Here is a 21,067-nt window from a genome sequence, read left to right as displayed (position 1 = left end):
CGCGAGTATAGCATGCTAGACTCGCCAGCTCGCTTGCAATTTCACTCCCTTTATTCAGGTTTTATTATGACAGCTTGCTATTGTGGTAGCGAACACAGCTACGCTGAATGCTGCCAACCCGTACACCAGGGCCAGCCAGCCGCCACCCCAGAACTACTAATGCGCTCACGCTACAGTGCTTTTGCCATCGGTGACGACGCTTATCTGCAACGTAGCTGGCATCCGTCGACCCGGCCCAGCGCCATCCAGTCGGCTGACAACACGCAATGGCTGAAGCTGGAGATTCTCAGCGCCCCGAAGCCTGCAGGCAATAGTGGAACCGTTCACTTCCGTGCCTTTTGCAAAGAAGCCGATGGTAGCCTTGCTATGCTCGAAGAAGTTTCCCGTTTTAGCCTGGTAAACGGGCAATGGTTGTATCTCGATGGCGACACCGACTATCACCGTTTAAGCTGAATCCGTCGTAGCATCCTCGGTTGCTGTATTGGCCGCATCGTTGCTTGCAGAGTTCGGCAGCAACGAACGCAACAGCGCCTCGCCTTGCTGTTGATTAATGTAACGCGGCACTGCGTAGGTAAAACGAGCTTCACTGCGCGCGGCACGGATAATGGACGCAATGTCCTCTTCACGTAACTGCTCAATGTAATCAGGGATAGCAAACCGCTGATTGAGCTGGCGTACCCGTTCTATCAAGGCCTCTGCCAGTGCCGTATCATCACTGCGTCCGTCTGCGCTATTTAACCCCATCGCCCTGCTAAGGTCTGCCATACGCCTGCTGCAATCCGGTTTCGAAAACTCCAGCACGGTGGGTAACAGCATCGCATTCGCCAGCCCATGCGGGATGTGGTAACGCGCACCCAGATTATGGGCGATCGCATGCACATAGCCGACACCGGCCTGGGTAAAAGCCTGCCCGGCGTACATAGCGGCTTTTGCCATCTGTTGCCGCGCTTCCAGATTGTCACCTTTTGCATAAGCTTTGGGCAGCCAGCTGTTAATCAGCCGTGCCGCCTGAAGCGCCAGTTCGTCTGTGCGTAGTAACGCATTACGCGATAAATAAGCCTCAATGGCATGGGTCAACGCATCCAGTCCGGTGGCAGCCGTAATTGCTGGTGGCAAACCCATCGTCATTGCCGGGTCGAGGGCGACCGCCGTTGGCATCAGCTTAAGGTCAAGAATCGACAATTTGCGCATCTTGCGCGGGTCTGACACAACCGCGGCAACGGTTGCTTCCGAGCCGGTGCCTGCCGTGGTGGGCACCGCATACAGCGGCAACATGCCCTTGCGAACCTTAAACAACCCGACCAGTTTGATAATTGGTTTTTTGGTTTTCAGCAGCGCGCCAATCATCTTAGCGGCATCCAGCACCGAACCGCCACCCACCGCAATAATCGCCTCTGCATTTAGATCACGTACGTCTTCCACCGCCGTCGTGATCAGTTCAATAGTGGGATCTGAAGTAATATTCGCATAGATGCTCAGCTGCAAGTTGCGAGCCTCAGCTGCCTCACGAACCAGATTGGTCAGTCCAAGTTTCTGAACGCCCTGATCAGTCACCAGCAGAATCCGTTGGTACCCCGCATCCGCTATTTCATCAATCAACGTGCTGGTGGCATTTTCCCCTTCATGAACAGTTGGCCAGCGAAAAGGCAGGATTTTAATCACGCCCTTGAATACCCGCATGTATGCGCGTAATGGCCATTGCCTGAGTGCAGCCTTCATCTGTGTGTCCCCAGAAAAACTTGATAACTACGACAGTACCAGCTTTACAACCTTTTCGCGATCAACTGCTATGCTATGTTTTATTCGTCATTTCAACAGGCTAGGACAGAATGCAACGACCATTAGAAAAACGCTTCTTTTTACTGTTACTGGGTGTCGTAACAGGTGCCTTTTTTCTCATGCTTGGCCCTTTCTGGGGCGCAATTTTCTGGGCCATCGCCCTCGCTGTGCTTTTCTATCCAATTTATCGCTGGCTGTGTCAAAAGCTTAAGGAGAAACGCTCGTTGGCGGCTGTTTTAACGCTGTCCCTTGCGGTGTTAATTGTGGTCGTGCCGCTGAGCCTGATTACCTTCCAGATCGTAAGCCAGGCCAATGACATCTATCAGAGTTTTGATCAGGGCGACATTGATGGCGAAGTCATTCAGCAATATATTGAAGAAAATCTGCCCATCGTCCCTGAGCTTATGAATCGGCATGATCTGAATGCCAGCGATCTCGGGCAACGCCTCAGTGACACGCTTTCATCCTCCAGTCAGTACATCGCCCAGGAGGCATTTAAACTTGGTCGCAGTACCTTTCATTTTCTGGTCAGCATGGCGGTGATGCTTTATCTGACATTCTTCTTTTTCCGCGACGGCGAGAAAATCACTCAGGCGGTACGCAATGCCATTCCGCTGGGTGAAGGACGTGAAGATAAATTGTCAGATCGCTTCGTTAAGGTAACCCGGGCCACCTTCAAAAGCACCTTTATTGTCGCCGCGGTCGAAGGCATTTTAGGCTGGGCTATTCTGGCTATTCTTGGTATTCCGGGGGCACTGTTCCTAGGTGTGTTAATCGGTATACTGTCACTGGTTCCCGCATTGGGCTCGTTCCTGGTATGGGGACCGATAGCGGCCTATCTGCTGTTTAGCGGCGATATCATGCAGGGCGTCATTCTGCTCATTTTTGGTGCTGTTATTATCGGGCTGGTCGACAATATATTGCGCCCACTTTTGGTCGGTCGCGATATTCGCCTTCCGGACTGGTTAATCCTACTGTCTATTCTCGGCGGATTAAGCATTTTCGGCATTCACGGCTTTATTATTGGCCCTATCCTGACCGCACTTTTCGTCACTCTATGGAACATTTTTTCAAACGACTTTGAGAGCGACCAAGACTAACCAGTTCAGCTTCATCCAGAGAAAAAAAGACCCGCCATATAGGCGGGTCTTTTTAAATGGATTGAGAAAATACGAGCATCGCTCAGTCTTGCAGCGACCCTTTATTCACCCTCGGGATTTGCGCCTTTCCCGCCTGGAGTCTTCGCATTAATACGTTCGACATTCAGCGCGATAGTCAGAATTAAGATCAGGCTTTCTTTCATTAGTGACATCAGAATCACGGCGAAATAGGCATAGATTAAGGTTGCGACCGCACCGCCTAACGCATAAGCAGCATATCCGTTAAACAAACCACCCAGAAACGCTAGAACAGCAATAATGATAGCCACCGGCCAGGATAGTAAAATAATCCCGTCCCACGCTGTTCTGAACCAGTCAAACACCGGGAACTCAGAAGTTTCGGCCACGCTTTTGTCTTCGTCACTCATATTACGCAAGGCAGCTAAACGAAATACCGCCCCTTTCCAGATTTTCCATGGAATGGTAAAAAAGCGCACTACACATAAGATCAACGCCTGAACAACGGCAGGACCAAATTTTCCTTCGAATTGAGACATATTGCTAGTTCCTTGTTTTTATTATTGAAAGTGAATGAAACCACAATTTTGTTGAAGATCAAAGTCCTTTCGGCAGGCAGCCGATGGTATTCCCGGCCGTTGCCCTAAACCTCCGCCCGTGAGTTAATTATTCTGCTCAGCTCATTGGTATGAGCTAAATCGAAACATCTTCAGCAGATAACTCGTCGACCGAAATAGTTTCAATCACAACTTTATCTTCATCAGGGTGCAAATCCGGCGACTGCGCCCCTTTCCAACGCTTATAGAAATGCTCAAGTGGGAGCAGTATCACAGCAATCAGGAGCAATGCGGCCCAGAATTCCAGCGTCCAGACTCCAAAAAAGTGACTTAGGGTAACGCCAACACCGACCGAGAACCCGAACTGAAGCCACCAAACTAAGCGAGTACGCCTATCTGGAGCGGGTTTGCTCTTTTTGCTCGATTGAGATGCCCACACAACCAGTTTTTTTGCGGCCACAGGCGACCACTCACCCGTTGCTGAACGTTCACTAAGAACGCAAAAAACCGGCCCTTTGAGCTTACTTTTAACCTCAAGCCTGACTCGTAAGCTGCGCCCGTCCAATTCAAGCACATGCTCGCTTATGCTGCGAAAGCTGCGCTTTTGGCTTACAACCTTACCATCAAGGATTACCGTTTCGCGCCCGGTAATATTTGAAGTCCAAAGTTCAATGCTGTGGTTTTGGTAACTGAAGACATAGCGATTGCCATGCCAAAAACTGGCCTGATCCGAAGGGGATTGAGAAGCTTGCCTGTTATCCATAACGCGTGCCGTTGATATGTTGAAAAAATATTATAAGTAAGTTTTCGCGCAATAAAAAGCCCGGCATATGCCGGGCTTCGAATCGAACCTTTAGATAGCATGCAGCGCATGCCCTGTCAGATTACAGCGACGCGAGTGCATCGTTAAGTAGCTTACAAGGACGCATCGCCGTTGCAACTTTGTCTGTATCTGGCTGGTAATACCCGCCGATATCGACTTTGCCGCCCTGAACCTTGTTCAGTTCGTCGATGATTGCCTGCTCATTGCCTGACAACTGCTCTGAAAGCTTGCTGAAACGCTCTTTCAGTTCCGCGTCATCCGTTTGGTTTGCCAATGCTTCAGCCCAGTACATTGCCAAATAGAAGTGGCTGCCACGGTTATCAATTTCACCCGCTTTACGTGATGGCGACTTGTTGTTCTCCAGGAACTTGGCAGTGGCTGAATCCAGCGTATCGGCCAGTACTTTGGCTCGTGCATTGTCGGTTGCACGGCTTAGGTGCTCAAGGGACGCTGCCAGGGCCAGGAACTCACCCAGTGAATCCCAACGCAAGTGGTTCTCTTCAACAAACTGCTGTACGTGCTTAGGTGCAGAACCACCAGCGCCGGTTTCAAACAAGCCACCACCGTTCATCAATGGCACGATTGAGAGCATTTTCGCTGACGTATTCAGTTCCAGAATTGGGAACAAATCAGTCAGGTAGTCACGTAATACGTTACCTGTTACTGAAATGGTGTCTTTGCCGTCTTTCATCCGTTGCAGTGAATGCTTAGTCGCATCGACCGGGTTCATAATCTGGATATCCAGACCGTCTGTATCGTGATCTTTCAGATACTCGTTTACTTTAACAATCAGTTCACGGTCATGGGCACGGTTTTCGTCGAGCCAGAAGATTGCCGGCATGCCACTTAAACGTGAACGGTTCACCGCCAGTTTGACCCAGTCACGGATAGGCGCGTCTTTAACCTGACACATGCGCCAGATATCGCCCTGCTCGACGTTATGTTTGAACACCACGTCGCCGCCCTGGTTCTGTACTTCAACCACACCGTCAGCCGGGATTTCAAAGGTTTTGTCATGCGAACCATATTCTTCAGCTTTTTGTGCCATCAGGCCAACGTTTGGCACTGTGCCCATCGTCGCCGGGTCAAAGGCACCGTGTTCTTTACAGAAGTCGATAGTGGCCTGGTAAACACCTGCGTAGCAGCGATCCGGGATCATCGCTTTGGTGTCGGCCTGAGTATTATCTGGCGTCCACATTTTGCCTGAGTCACGGATCATCGCTGGCATTGACGCATCAACAATGATGTCACTGGGTACGTGCAGGTTGGTAATACCTTTATCAGAATTTACCATTGCCAGAGCCGGGTTGCTGCCATAGACGGCTTTCATGTCGGCTTCGATAGCCTGTGCCTTATCGGCTGGCAGTTTATCCAGTTTGGCGTAGAGATCGCCGATACCATTGGTGGCATCAAAGCTGATCTGCTTCATTTCGTCGGCGTACTTGGTCAGTACATCTTTGTAATACACTTTCACCGCGTGACCAAACATGATCGGGTCAGAGACTTTCATCATGGTCGCTTTGAGGTGCAATGACAGCAGTACGTCTTCTTCTTTCGCTGCTTGAGTCGATTGCTCGAAGAATTGCTGCAGCTTGTTCTTGTTCATTACTGCGGCATCCACCACTTCACCGGCCAGTACTTTAACTGACTCTTTCAGTACGGTTTGCTTGCCGTCGTGGTTGAGGACAATTTTCAGCTGGTCTGCACCGCCGAAGGTTTTCGACTGCTCGCTGGAGTAGAAGTCACCGTCGCTCATGTGGGCAACGTGGGTTTTAGAGTCTTTCGCCCAGGCACCCATTTTATGCGGATGTTTTTTCACGAAGTTTTTCACCGCTGCTGGTGCGCGACGATCAGAGTTACCTTCACGCAGCACCGGGTTTACCGCAGAGCCTTTCACTTTGTCATAACGTGCTTTGACGTCACGTTGTTCGTCGTTTTGCGGTTCAAACGGATAATCCGGCAGTGCATAGCCCTGTGCCTGCAGCTCTTTGATGGTTGCTGTCAGTTGAGGAATGGATGCGCTGATGTTCGGCAATTTGATGATATTGGCTTCCGGGGTCTTGGCCAGTTCACCAAGTTCAGCCAGTGCGTCCGCAATGCGTTGGTCTTCTTTCAGGTAGTCAGGGAAGAGCGCGATTACTCGACCAGCCAGAGAGATGTCACGGGTTTCAACCGAAACGCCCGCTGCTTTGGTGAATGCCTGGATAATCGGCAGCAATGAATAGGTCGCCAGGCGTGGCGCTTCGTCAGTTTCGGTGTAGATGATCTTTGATTTATCAGACATAGTCATTCCTATTTATCAAACCACGTTAACGCGAATAATGGTGCCAGCACCTGAATATTCACCAGCAACTGTCGCGTCTCTCATGAAAGTTGAGCATTAAAACGGCGCAAATTATAGCATCAAGCCCGCCCCAAGCCTAGCGTCCAGCTCAGGTGCAACAGCCCGTCACGTAAAGCATTTTTGCCGTATACTACGAAAGTAGGTGGGGCTAAATGAGATTAATTCAAGGCCCACACCGGATATTGTAAAGCCTCTGGCGCCATGCAATTATGACCATTACTCTTAACGCTCACCTAACCATAGCTGAAATCAATGAGTACACAGACACACCGCAACATCGTCGTTCTGCATAATCCGGCGCTGCATGTACGACGCCACATGCTGTTCAAGCGCCTGCAGCCAAAGTTACCGGCCGATACCTACATGTTTGCCAGCACCGGGAACTTTGCAGCCGATTTGAAAGCACTGAAAGCGGCCTGTCATGACGCCGATTTGCTGATAGCGGTCGGCGGTGACGGTACCCTTAATCTGGCCGTCAATGCGGTAGCACATACCAACACCATACTGGGTGTGGTACCCGCCGGTTCGGGTAATGATTTCGCCCGGGTCTGGGTCGCTGGTATGTCAGCTGAAGAAATTATCAATGCGGCGTTAAGCGGTGAAACCATCAACATTGATTTGGGTAAGGTCAACGACCGATACTTTCTCAATAATGCAGGGGTCGGCTTTGACGGCGAGTTGGTCAAGCGTCTTAAACACCGCACCTGGCCACGCAAGTTAACCTATCTCAGTCGTGCGCTGCAGCTGCTTCCCGGTTATCAGGCCCGCCCTATTGTGCTCGAAGACGCCAGTCAGAAGGTCAACGGCGGACTACAGCCAAATTCCTTTATGCTTAGTATTGGCAACGGCCGTTACTTCGGCGCAGGGATCCCGATTACGCCACACGCACGGTTAAATGATGGCTTACTTGCCTACACCCATCTTAAAGAAAAGCGTCGCCCGGCGACGGTGCGATGTCTTTTACGAATGCTGCTACAAAAACATCTTCAGGCAAAACAGGTGCAATCGGGACAACTGACAGAAATTACCGTTAAAAGCAGTGGCTTAGCGGTCCAGGTCGACGGCGAATACTTTGGCAGCAGCCCGGTTCGAATTGAAGTCTGCCCGGCGGCCCTTCGCATCAATAAACTGTAAACAGACGGGTTACTCTGCAGCCAATGGCTGCGGAGTAACATTGTGTTCAGTCGAGGCGGTTATGGCCGCTAAAATTGCTGGCAGGCTCTCTTTCCAGCGTGAGTGTGAGTTGACCAGCGCTGAGCAATCAATATTAGCTACTGGTAACGGCGCGGGACCAAGACCTGCCGGTCTCGACATGCCAACGTTAATACTTTGATAGGCCCAGCGCAGCACAGAATCCTCAGTCGAGAAACAGTTATACAGCTGACCGCTACAGGCCGACTCAGCTTTTAACCACAGGTCACGGTTACGCCGCCCTTGAGCAGCACCCAAAAGCACCACATCACGCACCCGTTGCGACGACTCAGCGGCTAAAGTCTGCAGTGCATAAAATGCCACCCGTGCCCCGAGTGAATGTCCGACGATGGTAAATTGCTGATGCGGAGGACTTTGCATGATCGCATCTGCCAGTAAGCGACCGCTTTTTTTCGCATTAAGCAACGCGTGGTGCCAGGCATTGTCGGCCAATTGCGTGATGACCCCAAGCGGCGCACTGCGCCATTGCCGGGTTAACAGGCTTTTCACACCAGGACCGGCAAACGAATGATTGAGCTCAGCTAAGCGTTTTGACTCCCAATTGAGATGCCAGCAAGGGGCCTGGGTAATATCAGGAAACAAGTTGGTTTGCCTGGTCGCTTGCAGCTGTTGCTCTCGCAACGTCTGCAATGCGCTACGCCAGTCAGCCAGTTCAGCATCGTCCTGACTCAAAAAGCCATTAATGAAGATGTATTGATGGGTTGCCTCGGTATCAATAGCGTCGGTCAAGGAGACGAATTCGAACGACTTGAGTTCACCAAGGTAATTATTGGCAAGGCGATAGCCGTTGTAGCTACCAAGCGCTGCGGATAGACCCTTGGAAGCAAGCAGAGCCGCACTCACTTTGCCCGCCACACCGGCTGCGCCAGCCGCGAAAACCGCTGGAGCTGTTAACGCCGCTCCGACGCCACCAAGCAACGCGCCGCCAGCTGCATAAGCAAACCGGCGGCGTCGTTTAAATGGAGACTGGTACGCCGTAGTCAGTGTCTCAGCGTACTCACCCAAATGGTTAATCGAGTTTTTCATACCCCATATTATACAGGGTGAAGCTCAGTACGTCAGCTGCCTGGTCGATAATCATCGAGGTTGGCATGCCTGCACCATGTCCGGCATTAACGTCAATGCGAATCAACTGCGGATTCTCACCACCGTCTTTTGACTGCAGTTCTGCGGCAAATTTAAATGAGTGGGCCGGTACTACACGGTCGTCATGATCCGCGGTGGTGATCATGGTCGCCGGGTAATTTACCCCCTCTTCCACATTGTGCAGTGGCGAGTAGCCATGCAGATACTGGAACATTTCTTCGCTTTGTTCAGCGGTGCCGTAGTCATACGCCCAACCAGCACCCGCAGTGAAGGTATGGTAGCGCAGCATATCCAGGACACCCACCGCTGGCAGAGCTACTTTGGCCAGATCCGGACGTTGTGTCATCACCGCACCAACCAGCAAACCACCGTTTGAACCACCACGTAAAGCAAGCTTGTCCGCAGAGGTGTAGTCTTCCTCAACCAGGTACTCAGCCGCCGCAATAAAGTCATCAAAGACATTTTGCTTGCTGGTGCGAATACCAGCCTGATGCCAGGCCTGACCGTATTCACCACCACCACGGATGTTCGGCACCGCGTAGATACCCCCTAAGTCCATCCACACCGCGTTAGTCACGCTGAATGAAGGCGTCAGGCTAACGTTAAAGCCGCCATAGCCGTATAACATGGTCGGGTTGCTACCATCTCGCTGCAGATCTTTGCGGTAGCTGATGATCATTGGGATGCGGGTGCCGTCTTTGGAGGTATAAAATACCTGCTCGCTGACATAGTTCTCAGGGTCAAAAGTGGTTTCTGCAGCAAAATACAACTCGGCGTCACCGCTTTCCGGGTCCAGCGAGAAGGTGCTGGGCGGCGTAATGTAATTGGTAAACGAGAAGTAGATTTTATCAGCGTCGTCTTTACCGCCGAAGCCACCTGCTGAACCAACACCTGGCAGGTCGATTTCACGGATCTCTTCGCCGTCCATCGCAAATTGCTTAACCTTGGAGACAGCATCCACCATGTAGCTGGCGAAAATATAACCGGCACCGCGGCTAACACTGAGTACTTCGTCTTCTTCTGCAATCAGATCCTGCCAGTTCGCCGCATCCGGCTCGCTTGCATTGACCCGCACTAAACGGTTGTTTGGTGCATCCAGATTGGTTTGCAACAATAGGTAGTCACCATCGTTGGTGAGCAGCCCGGTGTTGCTATCTTCATGACCCACCACGGTCACAAGCTCAGGCTCATCGGCTTGCAAGTCCATGACGAACAGCTTGTTGCCTGAAGTTGTATTGGCAGCGGTAATCGCCAGAAAACGACCGTCGTCAGTCACACGACCACCGACATAGCGATGCTTCTGCTCGTCGCTGCCACCAAAGATAACCGGGTCATCCGCTTGCGAGGTATTCAGCTCATGGTAGTAAAGCTTGTGTTGATCCGTCAGCTGGGACAAACGGCTGCCATCCGGACTGTCGTACTTCGAATAGTAAATTCCGTCATTCTCGCGCCAGCTGATCCCACTGAACTTCACATCGACCAAAGGCTCGCCGATAGGTTCTTTAGTCTCTGCGTCAATAATATAAATGGTGCGCCAGTCGCTGCCACCAGCAGAGGTAGCGTAGGCCGCCAGCGAGCCGTCTGGTGAAAAGCTCAGCCCGGCCAGAGAGGTGGTGCCGTCTTCGCTGAATTCATTCGGATCAAGGAATACTTCCGGTTCACCATCGCCTTGCTGGCGATAGACAACAAAATGGTTCTGCAGGCCGTCGTTGCGATAAAAATAGGTGTAATCACCTTCTTCAAACGGCGCGCCTAAACGCTCATAGTTCCAGGCATCGGCCAGACGCTCGCGAACCTGGTCACGGAAGTCAATCTGCCCCAGGTAATCAAACGTCAGCTCATTCTGAGCTTCGACCCAGGCTGCAGTTTCGTCGCTGCGATCGTCTTCGAGCCAACGAAAGGGGTCAGCAACGTCCTGACCAAAATAGGTATCAACGGTGTCATCACGACGGGTTTGCGGGTAGTCCAAAGCTTGATCCTGTTGTTGTGTTGCACTGGTTTCAGCGCCACTTTCAGTCGTATGTTCAGTCGCATTGTCAGTGGCTGGCGAACAGGCACTGAGCACCGCGGCTGCAATTAGAGTGAGTAAAGGTTTTTTCATCGGTATCCCTGCTTATAAATACATTGTTATCATTGGGTTCAGCTATCTTACAAATACTATAGCGAGCAATCTGTAATGACAACCACGGTGACGAGTGCGTTATGACTGAATCAGTAATTATTTCCTGTACCCAATGCAACAAGCCTAACCGGATCCCCTTTCAGCGTCTGACAGAGCACCCGCTCTGCGGGTCCTGCAAGGCTCGACTTATTCACGGCATCCCTTTTGAATTGACGGTCGACAACTTCCGCGCTCATGCCAATGCAGATATGCCGCTGGTGGTCGATTTCTGGGCCTCCTGGTGTGGCCCCTGCCGCCAGTTTTCAAAAGTATTTGAAATGGTGGCAGCGCCCTTCGCAGAACGAGCACGCTTTGCCAGCCTGAGCACAGAGAGCCAGCCAAGTCTGGCTCAGAGCTATGCAATACGCAGTCTGCCGACTACGGTTGTGTTCTACAAAGGGCAAGAACTTGCACGTACCTCGGGCGCTCTGCCCCCACAGCAATTGCATGCCTGGTTGAACGAAACACTTGCTGCGACAGCGTTTAAAGAATAAACAAATTTCCCTTGAATGAAAAAGTGAACCGTGATTCACTCTTTGTATGACGTCGCATCGCATCGAGTGAATTATGGCCTATCGGGAAACCGCCAAAGTCCGTGACCGAAAAGCACTGACTGAACAGCGTATTCTGCAGGCGAGCCATGAGCTGGTCGCAGAAGCAGGCTTTGCCGCCTTGCAAATGAACCAGGTCGCGCAGCGAGCCGGGATCGCCACCGGCAGCCTCTATCGTTACTTTGCCAATAAAGAAACACTGGCAGCAGAAGTCTTTCGTCAGGCGACTGAAATCGAAGTCGACCATGTCCGGCGATGTTTGCAACAAGCAGACTCGTGTGCTTTAAGCCGCCTCGAACACGCCTTACAAACCTTCGCCGAACGCGCACTAAAAGCGCCTAAATTAGCCTGGGCGCTGATTGCCGAACCCGTCGATCCCGCGGTTGATCAGCAACGGCTGCATTATCGCCTGCAATACGCCAACTTGTTTGCCTGCGCGGTGCAACAGGCGATTGACGACCAGCTTATCCCCCAACAGGACCCCATGCTGAGCAGCACCGCCATGGTCGGCGCCATCGCCGAAGCCCTGATTGGCCCGCTTGCCCAGCAAGCTCAAGACCCTACACACGCCATTACTCACACCATCACGCAGTTTTGTGTGCGAGGTTTGGCGCCCTTTCGTTATTCCGTTACAGGAGCGTCCTTATGAGTACAACCTACCCGATGGCCGAGCGTCTGCAGGCCGCGACTCATCAGGTTGAAAACCAGCCTGACTACTTACAGGATTACAATAGTTTTAGCAGTGACAGCGCCTTGCAAGAAGCAGTCAAGCGAGAAGGCGCCAGCGATGCGCTTACAGAATTAAGCGAATTCGGTCAGCTCGCTGGGGCGGCCAGCAGCATTGAACTTGGTTTTCAGGCCAATGCACATGCTCATAAACCAAACCTGATCACCCATGACCGTTATGGCCACCGCGTTGACCTGATTGATTTTCACCCGGCCTATCACCAGTTGATGCGCACGGCCATCGAACACGGCCTGCATGCCAGCCCCTGGCGCGATCCCAAAGCGGGTGCTCATGTGGCCCGCGCCGCGAAATACTATTTGCACACTCAGGTCGAGGCCGCTCACGGCTGCCCCATTACCATGACCTTTGCCGCCATTCCGGCGCTACGTCATCAACCTGATCTCTATCAGCAATGGGCCGATAAAATCATGGCGCCCCATTATGACCCGCGGAATGTGCCACATGACCAAAAGCAAGGCCTGACCATTGGCATGGCGATGACCGAAAAGCAAGGCGGCTCGGATGTACGGCGCAACAGCACCCGTGCCTACCCGATTGGTAAGGCTGGTGCCGGTCAGGCCTACGAACTAGTCGGTCATAAATGGTTCGTTTCCGCGCCAATGTGCGACGCCTTTTTAGTGCTAGCGCAAACTGACAAAGGTCTGAGCTGCTTTCTGTTACCCCGCTGGCGTCCGGACGGCAGCAAGAACCCGCTGCAAATTCAGCAGTTAAAAAACAAGATGGGCAACGTTGCCAATGCCTCCAGTGAAACCGAGCTGCGTGGTGCCTTTGCCTGGATGGTTGGTGAAGAGGGACGCGGTGTGCGCACCATCATTGAAATGGTCGCCACTACTCGCTACGACTGCATGATCGGCTCCTCGTCCGGGATGCGTCAGGCAACGGTGCAGGCAATTCATCATGCCAGTCAGCGGGAGGCGTTCGGCGCCCGGCTCAGTGAGCAACCTTTGATGCAGAACGTGCTCGCCGATCTGGCGCTGGAAAGCGAGGCCGCGATGACGCTGACCATGCGTATGGCCCGGGCAATGGATAGTCAGGAGAACGAACACGAGCAACTGCTAACCCGGATTGCGACCCCGGTCGGCAAGTACTGGATATGTAAACGGACACCAAATCATGCCTATGAAGCGATGGAAGTGATCGGCGGTAGCGGCGTGATGGAAACCCATATTATGGCCCGGCTGTTCCGTGAATCACCAGTCAATGCTATCTGGGAAGGCTCTGGCAACGTGCAGTGCCTGGATATTTTGCGTGCCATTGAAAAACAGCCAGAAGTACTAGATGCATTTATCAATGAAGTCGAAAAAGGCAAAGGCGCTGACCGTCGCTTTGACCGTTTCGTCACTCAATTGCATAGCGCTTTTGCGGATCCCACGGACACTCAGTTCCGCGCCCGTAACCTGGCGGACCGCATGGCACTGGCCTTACAAGGCGCCTTGTTATTGCAACATGCACCAGCCTATGTGGCAGATGCCTTCTGTGCAGGTCGACTCGACGGCCACAGCGGATTGAACTACGGTAATTTACCCACGGGACTCGATTGTGCCGCTATTATTAAACGGGCAGGCACTGAGCGCTTTCCTGGCAGCTAGTTTCCTGGCAGCTAGTTTCCTGGCAGCCAATTCCCTGGCAGCCAATAAGGTTGCAACGACGCAAGCTGAACTAAAGGAGAACAAGAATGAATATACCCAGTTATGTAGCTCGCAATGCGCGTAAATACCCCCAGCAAGAAGCCGTGGTCGAGCCCAATGCCCGTCACACCTGGGCAGAACTGAACCAGCGCGTAAACCAGTTGGCGAACTATCTGCATGACGAGCACGGGGTTGACTTTGGCCACCGCGTCGCGCTGCTGTTACCGAATAATTTTGCCTTTATTGTCAGCTATTTTGCGGTGCAGCGACTAGGCGCAGTGGTGGTACCGGTCAATGTCCGCCTGGCAACGCCGGAACTTGAATACATTATCGAAGACAGTGGCTCGGATTTAGTCATTACCTGCGAGCTGACCGACGCGGCGATCAAACCTCTGGCTGACAACGGCACCAATGTTATCTGGATGGACAACATTGATGACTTACTAAGCGGCCTCGACAGCGACGAATTTGAACTCAATGTGGATCAGGATGACGCCTGTGCCCTGCTCTACACATCAGGAACCACCGGAAAACCCAAAGGGGTACTATTTAACCACAACGCTTTGAGTGCTGTGGGCACCATGTTCGCCGTTGAAATGGAATATAAGCCAACCAGCCGCATTCTGAGTCTGATGCCATTTACCCATTCCGCACCGCTCAATTTATGCCTGGTCGGTGGCACCATGGTAGGAGCCACCCACGTAGTCGCCCCCACGTTCACGCCGGATTTACTGCTTGATCTGGTGGAAAAAGAACGCACCACTCACTTCTTTGGTGCTCCGGTAGCCTACCTGTTGACGGCACAGCATTCGGACATCGGCAACCGTGACTTATCCTCCATGACCCACTGGATATATGGCGGCGGCCCGCTGGCAAGCGAACATACCAACCTGGCACGGAAAGCGTTTCGCAGTGATAAGTTCTATTGCGTTTACGGCTTAACCGAAGCTGGCCCGACCGGCTGTGTCCTGTTGCCTGAGGAACACGGCGCAAAAGCAGGGTCCATTGGCAAGCGAGCGGCGTACAACACCGAAGTTCGTCTAGTGGATGACAACAATGAGCCGGTTCCAGCAGGGGAACCTGGCGAGCTGCAACTGACCGGTGAAGGGATCATGCTCGGCTACTGGCAAAATCCGGACGCGACTGACGACACTCTGACCGGTGATGGCTGGCTAAAAACCGGCGATATCGCTATTCAGGACGAGGATGGCTACTACTGGGTCAAAGATCGGCAGAAAGACATCATTATCAGTGGCGGCGTTAACATCTACCCTCGCGAAATAGAAGACGCGTTAGCAGAGCACCCTGCAGTGCTTGAGTCTGCGGTGATTGGCGTTGATCACCCGGAATGGGGCGAGACAGTGCGCGCCTGTGTGGTCCTTAACCGGGAACTGAGTGACCCGGAAGCGACCTTAAAAGAGCACCTTAAACCCTTACTGGCTGATTACAAAATACCACGCCAGTTCATGGTTATGGATGAGTTGCCTCACAACGCCAATGGTAAGGTGTTAAAGCACGAGCTGCGCGAGCTACTCGACTAACCTCGTAGGCTAAAGTCGAATAGCAACGGTCTGCTTGCTCAGGCACACTGTAGCGAACCATAGGATGCCCCTATATGGGGCTTATCCGGGAGAGAGAATGGCAAAAACCCCCGTGGTGACCAGTCAGCTCGACTGGTCAAAAATTATTAAATCGGGTCAGCGCATATTTATTGGCAGCCATGCAGCCGTCCCCACAGCATTGATTGATGACCTGATTGCGCACGCCAGCAAGCTGCACGATATCGAAATCGTGCAGCTGTATACCCTTTCCGACAATCACTGGGCCTCACCTGAACATAAAAATCTGTTTAAAGTGAATACCTTTTTTATCGGTGGGGATACGGTTCGCCAGGCGGTAAACGAAGGCCGGGCCGACTATACGCCGGCCTTTACCTCCGACATCCCTAACCTCTTTAACAGCGACATTTTGCCGCTGGATGTGGCCTTAATTATGCTTGCGCCGGGGGATAAATATGGCTATCACTCAATGGGTGTATCAGTCGATGTAGTCTCGGCAGCCGCCAAAGCAGCCACGACCGTCGTGGCCCAGGTTAACCCCAATATGCCGGTGACCTACGGCCAGTCTTTTTTACACCGTAATCAGATAGATTATCTGTGGGAACATCCCAGCGATTTGCCGACCATGCAAACCGCCGAGCCGGAAGGCAGTAAGATTATTGAGCGTATTGGTCAGTACATCGCCCTACTGGTCGAAGATGGCGCCACCTTGCAAATCGGCTCAGGTAAGATAAGTTCGGCCACCTTACGGTACCTGCGTAACCATAAAGACCTTGGCGTGCACAGCGAAATGATCACCGACGACATCATGAACCTGATGCTGGAAGGGGTGATTAACAATCGTCGCAAAACCTTTCACCCGAATAAAATAGTGACCAGTTTCTGTGTCGGCAGCCAGGCCTTATATGACTTTGTCGCGCATAATCCGCACATTGGTTTCTACCCCAGTGAATATGTTAATTCGCCGGCCAACATCGCGCGCAACGACAACATGATCAGCATCAACAGCGCCATTGAAGTCGACTTATCCGGTCAGGTCGTCTCCGACTCAATTGGTCATCAGTTTTACAGTGGTATTGGTGGTCAGGTCGATTTCAGCCGCGGCGCCAGCATGAGCGTTGGCGGCAAACCCATTATCGCACTGCCTTCCACGGCGAAAGATGGCAGTATTTCGCGGATTGTACCGAACCTGCGGGAAGGCGCCGGGGTGGTCACTTCACGCGGCCATGTTCACTACGTGATCACCGAATTTGGGGTGGCCTCGCTGCGCGGCAAGAGCATTCGTGAACGCGCACTAGAGCTGATCCGGGTTGCTCACCCCAGGTTCCGCGAAAGCCTGCTCAAAGAAGTTCGCAAACACGTATGGGTTCCTGACTATCAGCAGCAAAGCCCGGTTGATGTACCCGAGCTTGGCGACGTTGGCTTTAAAGAACTGACCATCCACGGTGAACGCTTCGACTTACGTCCGTTGTACCCCTCCGATGAACGTCGTCTGCAGGAGTTCTTTTACTCGCACACCAAAGAAACCCTGCAGCTTCGCTACAATGCCGTGCCAACTCATATGAGCCGGGAAAAGTCCTGCACCCTGGTCAGTGTTGATCAGTCCAAAGACCTCGCCTTGTGCATTGTGCGACAGAAAGGCTCGGCGGCTCAAATTCAGGCGGTCGGTCGCTATTACCTGATCGAATCTCAAAATAGCTGCGAAGTCGCCTTCGTCACCCGCGAAAATTATCAGGGCCACGGCATGGCCACTCTGCTATTACAGGAAATGATCCGGATTGCTAAAATCCGTGGCCTTAAAAGCATGCAGGCGGTGGTGCGCAGCGGCAATACCCCGATGCTAAATGTCTTTGAACGTTCAGGCTTTAAACGAGTGCCGGCGGACGAACCTGGCGAAATCTCTCTTATTCTGTCGTTGCAGGAACCCACAGAGCAAGGCTCCGACGACCCTCATAGCGGTGAACCTTAACCATGTCGATTACGATTTTCTCACACCCTGACTGTGAGCTGCATAACCCCGACCCTGAACACCCGGAGTGCCCTGAGCGTATTGCTGCGATCCAGGACCAATTAATCCGCTCTGGACTGGACTATGTACTGCGTCAAAAAGAGGCCACTGCAGCGCCGCTTGAGGCGGTCTATCGCGCTCATAGCAAGGCTTATGTTGATGAACTGCAACGTATGCTGCCAGCCGATGGCCATGTCTGGCTGGATCCGGATACACCAATTACCGGTGACAGTTTTCGCGCCGCCTTAGCGGCAGCAGGCGCTGCCATTAATGCGGTTGACGAAGTCATGCAAGGAAAGGAACAACAGGCATTCTGTGCAATTCGACCTCCCGGCCACCATGCTACCTATGATCAGGGGATGGGATTCTGCCTGCTCAACAACGTGGCCATCGCCGCCTGTCATGCGTTGCACGACTATCCGATTGAACGCGTGGCTATCATTGATTTTGACGTTCACCACGGCAATGGCACCGAAGACATTTTCCAGAACGACGAACGCGTGTTGTTGTGCTCATCCTTTCAGAGCCAGCTTTACCCGTTTACCGGCGACGACACCGACAACGCACACATCGTCAATATTCCCCTGCCCGCAGGAACCAAAAGCCTGGCCTGGCGCGAGGCGGTGTACCATGGTTGGTTGCCCGCTCTGGAAGCATTTAAACCCCAGTTAATTCTTATATCAGCAGGCTTTGATGGCCATGCCGAAGAAGAAATGGCGCATTTTTTTCTGGTTGAGGATGACTATTTCTGGATCACTGAAAAACTCAAGAGGGTTGCCGAACAGCATGCAGAAGGCCGCGTCGTCTCGGTGCTTGAGGGCGGTTATAATTTAAGTGCGCTTGGACGCAGTGTCGTCGCGCACTTAAAAGGACTACTTTAAGCGGACATCGAGCCAGACCAAACGGTGATCAGAGCTTGCCCCGCGAGAGCTGACCAGGGCATGACCGGGTTCCCCTGCTGCGGGCCAGAAAACCCCACTATCAAGCACGGTTACGCCGTAGACTGAGGGAATCACATAATCCGCGCGCATACCCCATGCGGCGGTATGGCTTGCTGCATAAGGACTTTCAGAGTGCACGGCGGCTCCAGGGCTGACGGGTTCAACAGCCCCCTGCACCAGTTCATCGTTAAGTAACCCGGCAATACCGCTACGAATACCATCGCCTTCATCGGCAGAGGCATTCAAATCACCGACAATAAAAAAGCGCTGGTGAGCCGCTAAACCGCCTGATTGATCGCGATCATCATAGATGTACTCAGCATTGTGGATGTAATCACGCCAAAATCGGATCTCGTCATGGTTACGAATGCCATTGCGGTTCTCTGGCCCGTCAAAAACAGGTGGCGTTGGATGACTCGCAAGCAGGTGCAGGGTCTCGCCATCGACCTCAATCGGCAGGTCCCAGTGCGACTTTGAGCTAAGCGGGAAGTCCTGCCAGGCTTCTTCACTGTACCAGTCATCGCCGTCCGCTGTGCGGGTTGGCAAATAGTCCGGCATGTCTTTCCATTTAAACTGTTGAAAGGTACGTACCTGATCTTTATTGATCGGGTATTTGGATAACACCAGCATGCCATACTGGCCCGGGTAGCTGCCAAAGCCCCAGGCATCGGCTCCAGTTCCGCTGGCAACACCATCGCGATCCAGATCGTACGGGCTGGGCTGACCGGTATTTACCGAGGCGTAATAATAATATGGGTAGTCGATAGGCTGCTGACCACCCTGAGCCACCTGCAGATAATTGGTTGAAAAGGCTTCAACACCCTTGCCAGGATCAGCAATGTAATCAAACTCGGTCAAAAAAAGAATATCCGGCCGGGTACGCTGAATAATTTCAGCCACGTTTTGAATCTGCACTTCATCGCCACTTGCCAGACGTTCAATAAGCACCTGTTGATCGCCCTGTTCACCACGCGGCAAATAATTATCGGCTTCCATACTGACATTAAAGGTCGCCACACGAATTGTTGCACTTGCCTGCCCTGCCCAAACCCCTGCTACCATAAGCGACACCAAACCTAAAATTGAGACCTTCACTGTAAATCCTCTGCTGACCCGAAAAACGCCGTTAGCATAGCAAAACTCAGGTAATTAAACCGCGATAATCATGTTCCAGCTGGTCGAAGGAAAATCCTCCGAGAAAACGGTTCAGACTTAACCAGGTTGCTAACCCGCGTAAGTCTTTAAAATGGGGTGGAACATACGCCGGGTCCGCGACCACGCCGATATCATGCAGCTCACAGAGCGTGGCAAAGTCGTCAATCGCAATTTTGCCGCACAGCAGCAATGGTAAGCGGTCAATTTTACCGCGCTGAATCGCCACCTGTATCAGGTTGTAGACCAGCACAAAACCTTTGATATAGGCCAGATCTTTAGTAAAGGGTAAGCCGTCCGGTGTACTACCGCGGAAAACGCGCTGGGTTAAGGTAAAGGCTTCATCAGCTGTCATCCCGTGACCTATGTTCTGCCGGTACACTTCAATGAAATCCGCGCCCTGAGTCGCCATGGCTACGGCGTCAATGCGTCGGACCAGTTTATCCAGTCGCCGTGGCGTAGAGCGCAGCGTAATAATTTCGGTGAGCACCGCCAGGCCTTCCTGGGTAACGGTCGCGCTCGGTATACCTTTGCTCAAACAGGTGAGATACGGCTGCGCAAGCCCGTTCTGGGTGGTGCCAACATGGATCCAGCCTTCATGCACCTCAAGTATATCCAACTCACGCTGCGAGAATTTAACTCCCTGATTCAGTTTGATCCGGTCGCTGCCTGCCGACGCGTCGCTGACAATGCCATCGGATAGCATTACCTGCACCTGCAATTCATGCATGCTGGTATCAAGCTGTCGCTGCAACCGATTGACAGCGTCCGCCGCCTCAATATCTTTCGCTTCCTCCGGCAAGGCATCGGTACTTAACAAGCCGCTTAATGGCTGACGTAACATCCGCGCCAGTTCGGTGAGGCTAGGTTCACCGGCGTGAAAGACATCGTCCGGATGCCCGTACAGCTCTACAGACAATTCATGAAAGTCACTACTGCCACGGCTTTCCAGCATACGCAACACGTCTTTGTATTCACGACAGGCACGACTCATTAGCTGGGTAATCGGACTCAGCTGGCCCAACTGGCGCACAATATCCCGCTGCAGCTGAGAGAACGCGTGGCGTAATTCTTTCGGATCAAACCCTAGCTCGCGGCTGGCGTATGTGTCCTGGTTAATTGCCGGTAAACGCTCCGCTTTATATTTAAAGAACTCTTCACGTACGCTTCGATCCCAGTTAATTGCGTCCAGAACACGGATCGGTGCTTGCAATTGAACCAGCCGTTCAGACAAGGTTCGTGCACTTTCCAGCAAATGTTGTTCAACCATGACCACCCCTTAAGTGCCATTCCCTAGTGTTTTACGCATACTCTTTTAACTTAAGCCTGCCCATACGTACACCAAAATTTCGTTGCTGCTTTGCGACCAAACAGTCGATTAACAATTATCCATGTCAAAT

General features: G+C 52.4%; 17 protein-coding genes. 9 read left to right on the top strand and 8 right to left on the bottom strand.

Going from position 1 to position 21,067, the window contains the following annotated elements; all coding sequences use genetic code 11:
• Window positions 1-66 precede the first annotated feature (66 nt).
• Window positions 67-453, top strand: a complete 387-nt coding sequence (locus CWE14_RS09035) for a YchJ family protein (RefSeq protein ID WP_126799061.1) — start codon at window positions 67-69, stop codon at window positions 451-453.
• Here the strand turns inward: CWE14_RS09035 and CWE14_RS09030 are convergent.
• Entirely contained in the window at window positions 445-1,719 is a 1,275-nt protein-coding gene (locus CWE14_RS09030; RefSeq protein WP_126799060.1) for an iron-containing alcohol dehydrogenase, read from the bottom strand. The two genes, CWE14_RS09035 and CWE14_RS09030, sit on opposite strands and share 9 nt — an antisense overlap.
• A 110-nt stretch (window positions 1,720-1,829) precedes the next feature.
• Between CWE14_RS09030 and CWE14_RS09025 the strand changes: the two genes are divergently transcribed.
• Complete coding sequence (locus CWE14_RS09025) at window positions 1,830-2,879, top strand: AI-2E family transporter (RefSeq protein ID WP_126799059.1); 1,050 nt, start codon at window positions 1,830-1,832, stop codon at window positions 2,877-2,879.
• A 101-nt stretch (window positions 2,880-2,980) separates the two neighbouring features.
• Here the strand turns inward: CWE14_RS09025 and CWE14_RS09020 are convergent, their stop codons facing one another.
• From CWE14_RS09020 to CWE14_RS09010, 3 genes are all read right to left on the bottom strand, one after another.
• Window positions 2,981-3,436, bottom strand: coding sequence for a hypothetical protein (locus CWE14_RS09020; protein ID WP_126799058.1), 456 nt, complete (start codon window positions 3,434-3,436; stop codon window positions 2,981-2,983).
• A 154-nt stretch (window positions 3,437-3,590) separates the two neighbouring features.
• Window positions 3,591-4,217, bottom strand: coding sequence for a hypothetical protein (locus CWE14_RS09015; RefSeq protein ID WP_126799057.1), 627 nt, complete (start codon window positions 4,215-4,217; stop codon window positions 3,591-3,593).
• A 121-nt stretch (window positions 4,218-4,338) separates the two neighbouring features.
• Entirely contained in the window at window positions 4,339-6,561 is a 2,223-nt protein-coding gene (locus tag CWE14_RS09010) for an NADP-dependent isocitrate dehydrogenase (RefSeq protein ID WP_126799056.1), read from the bottom strand.
• 312 nt (window positions 6,562-6,873) lie between these two features.
• Here CWE14_RS09010 and CWE14_RS09005 point away from each other — a divergent pair, with 312 nt between their 5' ends.
• The gene (locus CWE14_RS09005; RefSeq protein WP_126799055.1) at window positions 6,874-7,755 is read left to right on the top strand and encodes a diacylglycerol/lipid kinase family protein; all 882 of its coding nucleotides are present in this window, start codon (window positions 6,874-6,876) and stop codon (window positions 7,753-7,755) included.
• A gap of 9 nt (window positions 7,756-7,764) precedes the next feature.
• On the opposite strand, the gene CWE14_RS09000 is transcribed toward CWE14_RS09005, so the two are convergent.
• Together CWE14_RS09000 and CWE14_RS08995 are read right to left on the bottom strand one after the other, a co-directional pair.
• A complete protein-coding gene (locus CWE14_RS09000) occupies window positions 7,765-8,859 on the bottom strand; it encodes an alpha/beta fold hydrolase (RefSeq protein ID WP_126799054.1) in 1,095 nt (364 codons plus the stop codon).
• The gene (locus CWE14_RS08995) at window positions 8,843-11,020 is read right to left on the bottom strand and encodes a prolyl oligopeptidase family serine peptidase (protein ID WP_126799053.1); all 2,178 of its coding nucleotides are present in this window, start codon (window positions 11,018-11,020) and stop codon (window positions 8,843-8,845) included. The genes CWE14_RS09000 and CWE14_RS08995 overlap by 17 nt, the downstream gene beginning before the upstream one ends.
• Window positions 11,021-11,121: 101 nt before the next feature.
• On the opposite strand from CWE14_RS08995, the gene trxC reads away from it, so the two are divergent.
• The 6 genes from trxC to CWE14_RS08965 all read left to right on the top strand — a co-directional run bounded on the left by trxC (window position 11,122) and on the right by CWE14_RS08965 (window position 18,455).
• Entirely contained in the window at window positions 11,122-11,574 is a 453-nt protein-coding gene (gene trxC, locus CWE14_RS08990) for a thioredoxin TrxC (protein ID WP_126799052.1), read from the top strand.
• Between the two features lie 73 nt (window positions 11,575-11,647).
• Window positions 11,648-12,280 (top strand): TetR/AcrR family transcriptional regulator, encoded by a 633-nt coding sequence (locus tag CWE14_RS08985; RefSeq protein ID WP_126799051.1) that lies wholly within the window; start codon window positions 11,648-11,650, stop codon window positions 12,278-12,280.
• Window positions 12,277-13,968, top strand: a complete 1,692-nt coding sequence (locus tag CWE14_RS08980) for an isovaleryl-CoA dehydrogenase (protein ID WP_126799050.1) — start codon at window positions 12,277-12,279, stop codon at window positions 13,966-13,968. The genes CWE14_RS08985 and CWE14_RS08980 overlap by 4 nt, the downstream gene beginning before the upstream one ends.
• Before the next feature lie 86 nt (window positions 13,969-14,054).
• On the top strand, window positions 14,055-15,548 hold the full coding sequence (locus CWE14_RS08975) for a class I adenylate-forming enzyme family protein (RefSeq protein ID WP_126799049.1): 1,494 nt from the start codon (window positions 14,055-14,057) through the stop codon (window positions 15,546-15,548).
• Between the two features lie 97 nt (window positions 15,549-15,645).
• Window positions 15,646-17,535 (top strand): GNAT family N-acetyltransferase, encoded by a 1,890-nt coding sequence (locus CWE14_RS08970; RefSeq protein ID WP_198676561.1) that lies wholly within the window; start codon window positions 15,646-15,648, stop codon window positions 17,533-17,535.
• A gap of 2 nt (window positions 17,536-17,537) precedes the next feature.
• Window positions 17,538-18,455, top strand: coding sequence for a histone deacetylase family protein (locus CWE14_RS08965; RefSeq protein WP_126799048.1), 918 nt, complete (start codon window positions 17,538-17,540; stop codon window positions 18,453-18,455).
• On the opposite strand, the gene CWE14_RS08960 is transcribed toward CWE14_RS08965, so the two are convergent.
• Together CWE14_RS08960 and CWE14_RS08955 are read right to left on the bottom strand one after the other, a co-directional pair.
• On the bottom strand, window positions 18,447-19,577 hold the full coding sequence (locus tag CWE14_RS08960; protein ID WP_126799112.1) for an endonuclease/exonuclease/phosphatase family protein: 1,131 nt from the start codon (window positions 19,575-19,577) through the stop codon (window positions 18,447-18,449). The two genes, CWE14_RS08965 and CWE14_RS08960, sit on opposite strands and share 9 nt — an antisense overlap.
• Window positions 19,578-19,656: 79 nt before the next feature.
• A complete protein-coding gene (locus tag CWE14_RS08955; protein WP_126799047.1) occupies window positions 19,657-20,937 on the bottom strand; it encodes a flavohemoglobin expression-modulating QEGLA motif protein in 1,281 nt (426 codons plus the stop codon).
• Between the last annotated feature and the right edge of the window lie 130 nt (window positions 20,938-21,067).

Source organism: Aliidiomarina soli (genome assembly GCF_003986975.1).
In the GTDB taxonomy this organism is placed as follows: Bacteria; Pseudomonadota; Gammaproteobacteria; order Enterobacterales; family Alteromonadaceae; genus Aliidiomarina; species Aliidiomarina soli.
The sequence above is the reverse complement of the archived record's forward strand: the minus strand, read 5'-3'. Positions and strand labels throughout refer to the sequence as shown.

What these genes read in the sequence shown, in the direction of transcription:
- CWE14_RS09035 (WP_126799061.1), top strand. Translation starts at nt 67, where the DNA reads ATGACAGCTTGCTATTGTGGTAGCGAACACAGCTACGCTGAATGCTGC.
- CWE14_RS09030 (WP_126799060.1), bottom strand. Translation starts at nt 1,719, where the DNA reads ATGAAGGCTGCACTCAGGCAATGGCCATTACGCGCATACATGCGGGTA.
- CWE14_RS09025 (WP_126799059.1), top strand. Translation starts at nt 1,830, where the DNA reads ATGCAACGACCATTAGAAAAACGCTTCTTTTTACTGTTACTGGGTGTC.
- CWE14_RS09020 (WP_126799058.1), bottom strand. Translation starts at nt 3,436, where the DNA reads ATGTCTCAATTCGAAGGAAAATTTGGTCCTGCCGTTGTTCAGGCGTTG.
- CWE14_RS09015 (WP_126799057.1), bottom strand. Translation starts at nt 4,217, where the DNA reads ATGGATAACAGGCAAGCTTCTCAATCCCCTTCGGATCAGGCCAGTTTT.
- CWE14_RS09010 (WP_126799056.1), bottom strand. Translation starts at nt 6,561, where the DNA reads ATGTCTGATAAATCAAAGATCATCTACACCGAAACTGACGAAGCGCCA.
- CWE14_RS09005 (WP_126799055.1), top strand. Translation starts at nt 6,874, where the DNA reads ATGAGTACACAGACACACCGCAACATCGTCGTTCTGCATAATCCGGCG.
- CWE14_RS09000 (WP_126799054.1), bottom strand. Translation starts at nt 8,859, where the DNA reads ATGAAAAACTCGATTAACCATTTGGGTGAGTACGCTGAGACACTGACT.
- CWE14_RS08995 (WP_126799053.1), bottom strand. Translation starts at nt 11,020, where the DNA reads ATGAAAAAACCTTTACTCACTCTAATTGCAGCCGCGGTGCTCAGTGCC.
- trxC (WP_126799052.1), top strand. Translation starts at nt 11,122, where the DNA reads ATGACTGAATCAGTAATTATTTCCTGTACCCAATGCAACAAGCCTAAC.
- CWE14_RS08985 (WP_126799051.1), top strand. Translation starts at nt 11,648, where the DNA reads ATGGCCTATCGGGAAACCGCCAAAGTCCGTGACCGAAAAGCACTGACT.
- CWE14_RS08980 (WP_126799050.1), top strand. Translation starts at nt 12,277, where the DNA reads ATGAGTACAACCTACCCGATGGCCGAGCGTCTGCAGGCCGCGACTCAT.
- CWE14_RS08975 (WP_126799049.1), top strand. Translation starts at nt 14,055, where the DNA reads ATGAATATACCCAGTTATGTAGCTCGCAATGCGCGTAAATACCCCCAG.
- CWE14_RS08970 (WP_198676561.1), top strand. Translation starts at nt 15,646, where the DNA reads ATGGCAAAAACCCCCGTGGTGACCAGTCAGCTCGACTGGTCAAAAATT.
- CWE14_RS08965 (WP_126799048.1), top strand. Translation starts at nt 17,538, where the DNA reads ATGTCGATTACGATTTTCTCACACCCTGACTGTGAGCTGCATAACCCC.
- CWE14_RS08960 (WP_126799112.1), bottom strand. Translation starts at nt 19,577, where the DNA reads ATGGTAGCAGGGGTTTGGGCAGGGCAGGCAAGTGCAACAATTCGTGTG.
- CWE14_RS08955 (WP_126799047.1), bottom strand. Translation starts at nt 20,937, where the DNA reads ATGGTTGAACAACATTTGCTGGAAAGTGCACGAACCTTGTCTGAACGG.